Origin of the sequence: Roseateles aquatilis (genome assembly GCF_002205645.1) — a bacterium.
GTDB classification, from domain to species: Bacteria; Pseudomonadota; Gammaproteobacteria; order Burkholderiales; family Burkholderiaceae_C; genus Roseateles; species Roseateles aquatilis.
In genome coordinates this window covers 26291-36107 of record NZ_NIOF01000016.1, presented here as the reverse complement: position 1 = coordinate 36107, position 9817 = coordinate 26291, and the positions used below count along the sequence as shown (strand labels likewise).

Genomic DNA, 9817 nt, shown 5'->3' with positions numbered 1-9817 from the left:
GGTGAAGGGGTGGCGCGGTGCTCAGCCCGCCGGCACCGGGTGGGTGGCCTGGTCCAGGTACAGCGGGTAGACCATGTTGTGCCGCGTGTTGGTCGTGCGGATGCGGTAGTCCAGCTGCAGCAGCAGCGTGCCTAGGTCGTCCTCGGAGCGGCGGATGTCCAGCTGTTCCAGCTCGATGCGCGGCTCGAAATACATCACCGCCTTCTCCAGCATGTCGCGCAGCTCGGTCAGCGTCTGGTCGGTGACTTCCTCGAAGACCATGCGATGCAGCTGCGTGCCGTAGCCGTGCTGCATCACGCGCTCGCCGCGGCGGGTGTGGAAGAGGATGCGCAGGCTTTCCTCGATGTCCTCGCGGTCGGTCACCATCGCGACGCGCTTGTCGGCGTCGAAGCGGGGCGGGAAGCTCCAGCCACGGCCCAGGAAGCTCATCTCATCCTCCGATCATGACGGTGGGCAGCCCCAGGGTGATCGCGCCGCCGTGGGCGGTGGTGTCGCCCACGCGTGCCGCCGGCCGGCCGCCGATCATCACCGTGGCCGAGCCCTTGACGATCACGTCCGGGGGGCCGACGCAGACGGCGTTGTCCCCGACCACCGCCGCCACCAGCTTGCCGATCAGCACCGTCGGCACGCCCGGCCCGATGACGGGGCCGCCGACGTGCGGGATGGGCACCACGGCCGGGGTCTGCATCGGGCAGGTGTGCAGGTCGGTGAGGCGGGCGGCGGGCGGCATGGGGACCTCCGGTCTCAATTGATCATCACCAGGCCGCCCTTGACGGTGGTCTGGCCGGACGCCGACAGCTCGGCGGTGGCCGAGCCCTTGCCGGTGAACCCGACCTTGGCCTCGGCCGCGATGTTCAGCGCGGAGGACTTGATGTCGGCGTCGCAGTCCAGCGTGATGCCGGTGCTGGCCTTCATCGCGATGCCGGCGCCGGCGGTGAGCTTGATGTCCTTGGGGCTGTCCAGCACGATGCCGGCGCTGGACAGCTTGACGCTGTTGCCGTTCTCGTCCTTGACCAGGATGCTCTTGTCCTTGTCGTCCAGCACCACCGTGTTCTTGCCGGGCGTGACCACGGTGATGATCTTGTCCTTCTCGTTGAACTCGATGCGGTGCAGGCAGCGCGTGACGATGGCCTTGGTGTCGTTCTCCGCCTCGAAGGCGTAGGGCGGCTGGCGCTTGCTGCTGTAGAGCGAGCCCAGCACCACCGGGTGGCAGGGGTCGTCGTTGAGGAAACCCAGCAGCACCTCGTCCCCGATCTCCGGCACGAAGAAGTGGCCGAAGCCCGAGGACGCATGCAGCTGCGTCAGCCGCGCCCAGATGCCCGGCGCCTCGGCCTGCAGCGCGGGCAGCCGCACCTGCACGCGGGACTCGCCCAGCGGGTCCTCGTCCAGCTTCATCACCACGCCGATGTGCAGGCCCGAGATGCCGGGCAGCAGGCCCGAGTTGGGCGGCGCCAGCACGTCGCGGCGCTCCATCTGCCAGTCGGGATGGCGGCCGAACTCGCCGTGCGTGATCCAGTCGCCGTTCGTGATCTCGTGTTGCACGGCGGTGAGGTAGACGTCGCCGCCGAAGCGCTTGCCGACGCCGTTCAGCTCGACCAGCGCACCTGGCACGGCCAGCGCGTTGCCCTGGAAGCTCAGCCGGCCGCGCTGGCGTGCCAGCGTCGCCTTCAGCTGCGTGGCCTTGGCCCAGGCGTCCAGCATGTCCTTGCCCAGCGGCGTGCAGCTCTGCAGCGCCAGCGGGTCCAGTCCGCCCAGCGTCGAGAGCGTCGCGCCCTTGAGGTCGCCGTGCGCGTTGCCGTCGATCGGCGCCTCGCTGGCGCCTTGCAGCAGGTCCTGCTGCGACGGGTCCCAGCTGCTCGCCTGCACGGACGTCCATTGCGTGCGCGCGTCGATGTCGGCGCTGAAGTCGATCAGGTCGTCGCCCCAGGTCACGCTCAGCGCGGCGGCCGCGTCGAAGGCGGGGCTCTCCACCACCAGTTTCGGGCCGGCCAGCCGCAACACCAGGCCCATGGCGTCGGCGCGGGCGACGATGAAGTCCCAGTCGCTGCAGTAATGCTGGGCCAGCTCGGGGTGGGTGACGGCGGTGGACTCGACCTGCGCGCTGACGCCGTGGCGGCGCAGCAGGGTTTCGATGATGGCGCTGTCGGTCTGCTGGGTGTAGTGGGCGCTGCGCCGGCCCAGCGTGGCCGTGCAGACCGCGTGGCGGCACTCGATCTCCAGCCGGCTGTAGTTGTTGGCGCCGATCTTGAAACCCTGGCGCACGACCACGCCGCTGAAGATCTCGGACTCGTCGTCGCCGTAGCCGGCCTTCACCACGATCGCGGTGCCGGGCTTGAAGAGGCTGCCGTCGCCCAGCGGCACGGCGTTGTTGGGCATGTCGCCGTCCACCACCACGATCTGCGCCCAGGAGATGGTGTTCAGCGCATGGCGCACCGTCACCGAGACCAGGGGCAGGTCGGGCTGGTCCTCGCCGGCGCAGCTGACGGTCAGGCGCAGCGGGCCGGTGTCGGTGAGGGCGGGACTGATGGGCATGGCGGGCCTGGCGGGCGTTCAGCTCAGCGGCGGGAAGTGCAGGCGGCTGCCGGGCGCCAGGCGGCGGAACTCGGTCAGGCCGTTGAAGGCGGCCACCTCCGGGTAGTAGCGCGCGTCGCCGTAGATGCGCAGGCACAGCAGCGGCAGCGTGTCCCCGTCCACCACCAGCACGCTGTGGCTGAGGTCGGGCGAGGCGCGGTTGGCCTTGTAGTTGGCCAGGCTGTAGGTGGCGAAGCCCGTCAGCGCCAGGTCCACCTTGGCGCGCAGCGGCGCGCCGCTGGACTTGAACAGCGTGTACTGCGTGTCGAAGCTCTTGAGCCGGCAGTCGAAGCTGAGCGTGCCCCAGGCCACGCGCAGGTGGTGGGGCTCGTGGTCCTCGCTCTCGTAGTCGTAGACGACAGCGCACATCGTCTCGATCTGGCCGGTGACGTCGGACGGCTGGTCGGGCCGCGACGGGATCACGCCCGTGCCGTCGAAGATCACGCTGAAGGCGATGCTGTCCGGGTTCATCGCCGCGAAGCGCGCGGGATTGCTGGTCTGCCCCATCGTCTTGCGGGTGTTGTAGCAAATGCTGCGCTGATGCGAGAACTCCGACGGGTTGATCATGAGCTGGTAGGTCTTGCCCTTGATCGGCGTGGGCGGCCCGTTCTTGTTGAGCTGCAGCGCGGTGAGGGTCAGGGGTTGCTTGGCCATGCGCGCCTCACCGTTCGTCGATGTGGCGCAGCTGCTCGCGCAGCCAGACCTGGCAGGCGGCCAGGATCTCGTCCTTGAGCGCTTCCTTGTCCTCGCAGCCGTCCTCGCCGCCGCCGCCGCAACCGCCCGAGGCGGCGTCGGCCTGCCGGGCGCCGGGCCTGCCGGCGGCGTCGTCCTCGCTGTCGTCGTCGTCGCGGACGTGGGCGCGCAGCACCAGTTGGCGGACTTCCAGGGTCATGACGGACTCACGCAGTTGCGGTAGGCGAGCTCGATTTCCTCGATCGCCGCCTCGTTCTTGGTCGATTCGAAGCTGTCGATGTTCCAGCGCACCGGGAAGGCGCCGTTGCAGCTCCAGACCAGCAGCGGCTGGTTGAGCTGCCCGAACAGCTGAACCTTCACATCCACCAGCTGCAGCGGTACTTCCATGCCGCCCTGCAGGCTGCGCCGGCACCAGGCGACGAAGGGCGAGCCGCGGTCCACCAGCCCGCGCCGCAGCGTCAGCCGCTTGGCCTTGGCGCGGGTGGGGAGCTGGTGGACGTAGCGGTTCTCGCCGCCCTCGGGCACCTCCTCGGTCTCCAGCGTCTGCTCCATGCCGGAGACCTCCTGGAACGAGCACTGCAGCGGCCCGCCGTGGCCGGGCACGTTGAAGAACTCGACCTTGAAGGCGAAGGCCACGGGCAGCTCGACCCGCAGGTCCAGGTCCTGCGCCAGGCCGGGCGCCTTCATCCAGTCGGTGGCGTTGCGCGGCACGGCGCGGGCCTCAGCCGTTGGCGATGGTCAGGCCTTCGTGCGCGACCTCGATGGTCTCGACGGCGGCCTCGTTGCCCTCGGCCTTGAGGTCGGTGCCGGTGATCTTGGTCGGCCAGGCATTGGTCAGCGTCCACACCATCGTCGGCTTGCCTTCCTCGTCCAGCAGGCTGATGGTCACGGGGATGCGCTTGACCGTGTTCATCTTGATCTGGTTGAACCAGTCCCAGAACTTGTTGTCCGACTTGAAGACGCCCTTCTTCATCGTGACGTTGCCGTACTTCTTGAGGCCAGGCATCTTGATGGGCGAGAACACCGGGCTGTCGCCGTGGCGGTACTCGATGGGCTGGGCCTCGACGTCCAGCCCCGAGACTTCCTCGAAGGACAGCACGGCGGAGTCCCACTTCACCTGGAAATAGAACTTGGGCAGGGGCCAGACATTGGTGGATTGCTTGGAACCGTCATCAGCCATTTCTGTTGCTCCGTTGCGGTTGCTTGATGGGTTGCGCGATCGGCGGCGCCATGGGGCGCGCGAGGGGTCGGGTCAGCGATCGCGCGATGGATCGGGGGGACGCGAGGCGGCGCCCCGCGGCGCGCCTCGCGCGGGCGTCACGACTTGGGCATCTGCTGCTGGAAGGTGATCTCGATGAACTCGGCCGGCCGCACCATGGCCACGAGCACGGTCACGCGCAGGATGCCTTCGAGCACGTCGTCGGGCGTCATGGTCTCGCCCAGGCCGACGTGCACGCTGAACGCGTCCTCCGGCACGGCGCCCATCAGGCCGCCGCGCTTCCACACGCTGGTGAGGAAGTTGCCGATCATGCTTTTCATCGTGACCCAGGTGTTGGCCGTGTTGGGCTCGAAGACCAGGGCCTTGGCGGCCAGCTTGCAGGACTGCTCCAGCATGATCATCGTGCGGCGCACGTTGAGGTAGCGCCAGTCCAGGCTGTTGCCGTCCAGCGTGCGCGCGCCCCAGACCAGCACGCCTTCGCCGATGAAGCTGCGGATGGCGTTGACCGACTTGCCCTGCGCGGTGACGTTCAGGTCCTCCTGCTGCTCGGCCGAGATGCTGACCGTGGGCGACACCACGCCGGCCAGGCTGACGTTGGCCGGGGCCTTCCAGACGCCGCGGGTGTTGTCCACCATCGTGTAGACGCCGGCCATCGCGGCGCCGGGCGGCATGACGTTGAGGCGGCGGCGGGCCTCCGCCATCACGGTGTTGAAGACCGAGCTGGCGCGGACCAGCGTCTTGTTCAGCAGCGCCGTGCGCGCCACCACGCCGGCCTTGACCTGGTCGGGCGTGAGCACCTGGGGAGGCGTCTTGGCGGCGGCTTCGGTGAGGACGGCGGCCTTGAAGTCGGTGTCGATCTCGTTGATGGCGTTGAACAGCGCCTTCGTCGGCTCGGTCGCGTCGGCGGGCAGCGCGTCGGGCAGGCGCAGCTCGGCGCGCATCAGCGTCTTGAGCAGCGCGATGCTGGTGGGGTTGATGTTCTCGAAGCTCAGGTCCTTCTCGCCCACCACCGTGGTGTTGAGCCAGGGGTAGTAGGCGACGGCGAAGTCCAGGAAGTTGATGCCCAGCTTGTTGCGGAACTTGTCGACCGGCATGCCGTCGTTGAGTTCCTTGTCGCCGTTGTAGACGTCCAGGATGGCGATGCGGCTGCGGGTCTTGTCGCCGCAGTGCATCAGCATGGCCTGCTGCAGGTCGATGCAGGCGTCCTCTTCCAGGCGCACGGCCTCGGGCACCAGCACCATGGTGGGCTCCTGCTCCTTGAGCAGGGCCTCGATGCCGGCCTTGAACTTGTCGATGTCGAAATCGTTCTTGTAGTCGCCGACGGAGACGATGTAGCAGGGCCCGCCGCCGTTTTGATAGAAGTGACGCAGCGCTTGGTAGAGCCCGAAGTCGCCACCGTCCTTGCCGGGCACCTGGGTCATGACGTAGCCCTTGGCATCCAGGTCGACGCCGGGCGCGGCCTTGAAGTCGGGGCGGCGCGGGGCGGCCGGGGCGGCATCGGCGGCCCCGCCGTCGCCAGCGGCCCCGGCGGCGGGCACCTCGGCGATGTTGAACAGCGGCTTGGGCGGGCCGCCGAAGAACTGGTGGTACTCCGCCATGGAGCTGATGCGCCAGGGCGTCATCTCCAGCGGGGCGTTTCGGTTGTCGGCGAACTCGGTATGGCCGATGAACGCCGGCACGGCGGTGGCGACTTCCACCACCGAGTTGGGGAAGGCATTCTTCTCGACGATGTAGACCCCTGGCGTTTTCATCACGGCCATGGTTTGCTCCTTCAGCGGTTGAGGAAGATTTCGTGCACGGGCCGACGTCGGCCTGCACGTTGCTCGCAAATCAGGCCGGCGGGCGCGGCCAACGGAACGGGGTTGAGCAGGCGGCGCGGCGCGGTGCCGCCCAGGTCCTGCAATTCGAGGCGCAGGCTGCCGCGCTCGCGCAGCGGCAGGCGACGCGTGGAGCGGAAGACCTGCGCGAGCCGGCCGTCGTCGAGCCGCTCGGGCTCGTCGCGGCGGAACTCGGCGCGGCCGGCGCGCTCGCTCAGCGTCAGCGGGCCGCTGGGCCAGTCGCCGACCAGCAGGTACTTCCAGGTGCTGAGGCGGGCGCGCAGGCGCAGCGTCGGGCGCAGCGGCAGCGCGGCCAGCCAGTCCGGCAGATCGGCGGCGCTACCCGGGTCCGGCTGCACGCGGCGCGGCGCGCGACGCTCGGTGTAGCGGTCGAAGTCCGGATCGCGCGAGCGCAGCCGCCAGGCCAGCAACACCTGACCCCGGGCCGCGGCGGCGCGCAGGTCCTGCCACAGCGCAGGCAGCTGCGATTCGGCGGCGGCCAGCAGCAGCGCGCCCTGGTCCTGGCGGACGATCAGCGCGTGCCGGCGCAGCCAGGCGGCACAGTCGGGCTCGGGCTCCAGGGTCAGGCCGCGGGCGGGACCGTCGTCGAAGTATTCGTGCGCGATGCTCAGCCGCATCAGCTCGCGGTAACGCAGCGGCGAGGGCGCGCGTGGCGGCGACGGGGCCGGCGGCGTCGATCGGCCGGCCGCGTCGGTCGGCGGGAAGTCGGGCACGAGGTGGGCGGCGTCCCTCATGACAGGCCCCGCACGTCGGTCTGGCCGATGACGATGTCGCGGCCGCGCGCCCACTGGCCGTCGAGGCTGACCAGGCGCACGCGGTACAGCACCGACGGCAGGTAGCGCCCGCTGTGGATGGCCCAGAGGCTGTGCATCTCGGCGCTGCTCAAGTTCTCGATGTTGAGCGTCAGGCGGTCCAGCGTGCCGTCCATGTCGGGGCAGTTCTGGTGGTCCAGCACCGGACGCGCCTGGAAGAAGGCGATCGCGCCGGACAGGCACTTCAGCGCCTCCGAGTAGTTGGTGCCGCTGAAGTTGGCGGCGCACATCATGAGCAGGTTGAGGTAGACCGGCTCCGGCGTCTGCAGGCGCTGCTGCAGCCCGGCGGGCTGGGCGGCGCGGTGCGCGAGCGTGTCGCGCTCGATGCCGGCCAGGAACAGCACCAGCTTGTGCTGCGCCAGCGGCACCGGGCCGCCGCTCTGCTCGAGCAGGTTGCTCAGCACGACCATGTCCTCGTCCGCGCCGAGGCGCTGGCGCAGGTGCTGGTTGAGCTGTCGAGCAAGCAGCTGGAGTGCGACGTCGATCATGCGGTGCCTGTGGCCGGAATCCCGGTTTCGGAAAGTGGCGCAACGGTAAGGTGGCGGACCTTCGCGGGGCATCGGACGGTTGCTGAATCGGCGTGGCGGAAGTGCTGATTCGAAGGGTACGGCAGGCGCGGCGGCGCGGTGGAATGCGCCGAGACGCGGCGCAACGACGCGCTGTCGCGATGTGATCGCGCGGCGAGGCGACGCACGATGGCGCGTCGCGACGGAATGTCGCGACGGCAGGATCCATGGGATGGGATGGGGCCGGCGACGAGGCCGGGCTTGCTCAGCGGGGCGGGCGCGCGTCCATGGTGGACAGCCCCTCGCGCAGCGCGAAGCGCGTCAACTCGGCGATGCTCTGAATGCGCAGCTTGGCGTAGACGTGCTCGCGGTGCGTGGCCACGGTCTTGGCGCTGACGTGCAACTGGTCGGCGATCTGCTGCGCGCTGTAGCCCTCGGAGAAGAGCTGCACCATCTCGCGCTCGCGCGCGGTGAGCTGGGCCAGCGGCAGCTCGCGCGGGTCCTGGCGCATGCCGGCGAGGGTGCCTTGCAGCAGCTCGCCGCTGAGGAAGATCTGGTCCTGCATGACGCGGCGCACGCCGCGCACCAGCTCGTCGAAGGAGTTCTCCTTCAATACATAGCCTTGCGCGCCGGCGTCCAGCGCCGACACCACCTGCCTGGGCAGCGCCTCCACGGCCAGGCAGATCGCCTTGCAGGGCAGGGCCTCGGCGCGGATGCGGCGCAGCGCCTCCAGGCCGTTCATCACCGGCATGGCCATGTCGATCAGCAGCAGGTCGGGCTGGTGGTCGCGGGCGAGCCGGAACAGCTCCAGCCCGTCGCGGGCCTGCGCGACGACTTCCAGGTCGATCTCGCGCTCCAGCAGCGCGACCAGGCCCTCGCGCACCAGCACGTGGTCGTCCGCGACGATGACACGGATGACGGGGCCCGCGGCCGGGCGCTCGGGCCCGCGGGTGGCGGCGAGCGCCTGCGCGATCAGGAGGCGCGATTGCCGGGTGTCCTGGCAGGGCTGCGGCACCTGGTCCAGCTGACGCAGGGCCTGCGCCAGCAACTGGGCCAGCTCGTCCTGTTGCTGCTGGCGGCCGTGACGGGCGCCGCCGGGACGGCCCGACAGCGCCATGACAGGCAGGATCGATGCGTCGGCGCGGCGTTCCGGCGCGGACTCTTGGAATGTCGCGACTTGCATGTGGGACCCCCTGTCGGCGATGCGCCGGCTACCCGCTCTTGATGGCGGATGCGCAGCGTAGTGAGCCGCGCGTCGCGACGTCAACTTGTAAGAGCTTGCAGGAGGGCCATCGAGACACCGTGTCGGGTTTCGTGGCGATTTTCCGTGGTGAGTCGGGGATTCCGCGCTGCGGGAAATGGGCAGGAAAGCAGGGGTGCAGTCAGCAATCCGGAAGCGTCGGGTCAGCGCCTGGCTGATGTCTTTGGTCCTGAGGTGGCGCGAGGCTCAGGGCATTCCTGTCGCTGATTTTTTCGATCGATCGGCGCGCTTGCGCCGACAGGGTGGACGGGGACCCGATCCAGGATCCACGACGCCCGTGACCGTCGTCATCAAGGCGACGGACGATCCCCGCGGATGCGGTCGCGATGTCACGCCGGATGCGTTGTCGGTCCGGCATGGGCATGCAATCATGCGCTCCGAGCGGGGTGACGGATGTCCCCTGACTGCTGGTCATCGACGCCCCGTCGTTTCGTTGATCGCGACAACACCTGGGAGATCGTGCCGAATGCCCATCGACGACATGATTACCGACGCCGCGCAGGCGCCAACGGCGTTCAGCCTGGTCTGGACCACGTCCGAGCGAGAGAGCGAATCGCTGTCGGACGATCTGACCGGATTGCCGCACGAGGAGGTCCGCACCCGGGAGATCGAGGGCGTCAGCGACATGATCGTGTGGGCCGTCACGCTGGCCTCCGCGAGTCCGCTGCTGCGCAAGCTGATCGACTTCGTGGACACCCGGTTCAGGGAGCTGCACGCGCGCAAGCTGGTGCAGTCCGTGCGCGTGGAGAGCGACGGCGGGGTGCACATCGAGAATGCGACGCCCGACCAGGTCGTCCAGCTTTTGAAGGCCATCGCCAAGCATGCTCAACACGACTGACGGGCGGCCGGCGCCGTTGTGGGTCGTTCGGGAGATGCGGTCGAGAGGCCGGATGGCGCGCGACCAGCCGAGCGGACCG

Annotated in this window: 12 protein-coding genes; 1 reads left to right on the top strand and 11 read right to left on the bottom strand. The window is 69.2% G+C overall.

The features are described from left to right. Window positions 1–21: 21 nt before the first annotated feature. The 11 genes from CDN99_RS24215 to CDN99_RS24165 form a co-directional block, all read right to left on the bottom strand. A complete protein-coding gene (locus tag CDN99_RS24215; protein ID WP_088387639.1) occupies window positions 22–429 on the bottom strand; it encodes a gp25 family contractile injection system sheath assembly initiator in 408 nt (135 codons plus the stop codon). Window position 430: 1 nt separating this feature from the next. Then, window positions 431–730 (bottom strand): PAAR domain-containing contractile injection system baseplate protein, encoded by a 300-nt coding sequence (locus tag CDN99_RS24210; RefSeq protein ID WP_088387637.1) that lies wholly within the window; start codon window positions 728–730, stop codon window positions 431–433. Window positions 731–744: 14 nt separating this feature from the next. After that, the gene (vgrG, locus tag CDN99_RS24205; protein WP_088387635.1) at window positions 745–2532 is read right to left on the bottom strand and encodes a type VI secretion system tip protein VgrG; all 1788 of its coding nucleotides are present in this window, start codon (window positions 2530–2532) and stop codon (window positions 745–747) included. Between the two features lie 18 nt (window positions 2533–2550). Further along, the gene (locus CDN99_RS24200) at window positions 2551–3225 is read right to left on the bottom strand and encodes a CIS tube protein (protein ID WP_088387633.1); all 675 of its coding nucleotides are present in this window, start codon (window positions 3223–3225) and stop codon (window positions 2551–2553) included. A gap of 7 nt (window positions 3226–3232) precedes the next feature. Further along, window positions 3233–3463 carry a DUF5908 family protein gene (locus CDN99_RS24195; protein ID WP_088387631.1) on the bottom strand — a complete coding sequence of 77 codons (231 nt, stop codon included), beginning with the start codon at window positions 3461–3463 and terminating at the stop codon, window positions 3233–3235. Beyond that, a complete protein-coding gene (locus CDN99_RS24190) occupies window positions 3460–3975 on the bottom strand; it encodes a phage tail protein (RefSeq protein WP_088387629.1) in 516 nt (171 codons plus the stop codon). The genes CDN99_RS24195 and CDN99_RS24190 overlap by 4 nt, the downstream gene beginning before the upstream one ends. Window positions 3976–3985: 10 nt before the next feature. Next, entirely contained in the window at window positions 3986–4444 is a 459-nt protein-coding gene (locus CDN99_RS24185) for a phage tail protein (protein WP_088387627.1), read from the bottom strand. 137 nt (window positions 4445–4581) lie between these two features. Continuing rightward, entirely contained in the window at window positions 4582–6243 is a 1662-nt protein-coding gene (locus CDN99_RS24180; RefSeq protein WP_088387625.1) for a contractile injection system sheath protein, read from the bottom strand. A gap of 11 nt (window positions 6244–6254) precedes the next feature. Continuing rightward, the gene (locus CDN99_RS24175) at window positions 6255–7055 is read right to left on the bottom strand and encodes a hypothetical protein (protein WP_088387623.1); all 801 of its coding nucleotides are present in this window, start codon (window positions 7053–7055) and stop codon (window positions 6255–6257) included. Continuing rightward, complete coding sequence (locus CDN99_RS24170) at window positions 7052–7621, bottom strand: contractile injection system cap protein (RefSeq protein WP_158218950.1); 570 nt, start codon at window positions 7619–7621, stop codon at window positions 7052–7054. Before CDN99_RS24170 ends, CDN99_RS24175 begins: the two co-directional genes overlap by 4 nt. 283 nt (window positions 7622–7904) lie before the next feature. Continuing rightward, window positions 7905–8822 carry a response regulator gene (locus CDN99_RS24165; protein ID WP_088387619.1) on the bottom strand — a complete coding sequence of 306 codons (918 nt, stop codon included), beginning with the start codon at window positions 8820–8822 and terminating at the stop codon, window positions 7905–7907. A gap of 355 nt (window positions 8823–9177) precedes the next feature. Here CDN99_RS24165 and CDN99_RS24160 point away from each other — a divergent pair, with 355 nt between their 5' ends. Beyond that, window positions 9178–9738 (top strand): hypothetical protein, encoded by a 561-nt coding sequence (locus CDN99_RS24160; RefSeq protein WP_141100963.1) that lies wholly within the window; start codon window positions 9178–9180, stop codon window positions 9736–9738. Window positions 9739–9817 lie beyond the last annotated feature (79 nt).

What these genes read in the sequence shown, in the direction of transcription:
- CDN99_RS24165 (WP_088387619.1), bottom strand. Translation starts at nt 8,822, where the DNA reads ATGCAAGTCGCGACATTCCAAGAGTCCGCGCCGGAACGCCGCGCCGAC.
- CDN99_RS24195 (WP_088387631.1), bottom strand. Translation starts at nt 3,463, where the DNA reads ATGACCCTGGAAGTCCGCCAACTGGTGCTGCGCGCCCACGTCCGCGAC.
- CDN99_RS24180 (WP_088387625.1), bottom strand. Translation starts at nt 6,243, where the DNA reads ATGGCCGTGATGAAAACGCCAGGGGTCTACATCGTCGAGAAGAATGCC.
- CDN99_RS24175 (WP_088387623.1), bottom strand. Translation starts at nt 7,055, where the DNA reads ATGAGGGACGCCGCCCACCTCGTGCCCGACTTCCCGCCGACCGACGCG.
- CDN99_RS24185 (WP_088387627.1), bottom strand. Translation starts at nt 4,444, where the DNA reads ATGGCTGATGACGGTTCCAAGCAATCCACCAATGTCTGGCCCCTGCCC.
- CDN99_RS24170 (WP_158218950.1), bottom strand. Translation starts at nt 7,621, where the DNA reads ATGATCGACGTCGCACTCCAGCTGCTTGCTCGACAGCTCAACCAGCAC.
- CDN99_RS24200 (WP_088387633.1), bottom strand. Translation starts at nt 3,225, where the DNA reads ATGGCCAAGCAACCCCTGACCCTCACCGCGCTGCAGCTCAACAAGAAC.
- CDN99_RS24215 (WP_088387639.1), bottom strand. Translation starts at nt 429, where the DNA reads ATGAGCTTCCTGGGCCGTGGCTGGAGCTTCCCGCCCCGCTTCGACGCC.
- CDN99_RS24210 (WP_088387637.1), bottom strand. Translation starts at nt 730, where the DNA reads ATGCCGCCCGCCGCCCGCCTCACCGACCTGCACACCTGCCCGATGCAG.
- vgrG (WP_088387635.1), bottom strand. Translation starts at nt 2,532, where the DNA reads ATGCCCATCAGTCCCGCCCTCACCGACACCGGCCCGCTGCGCCTGACC.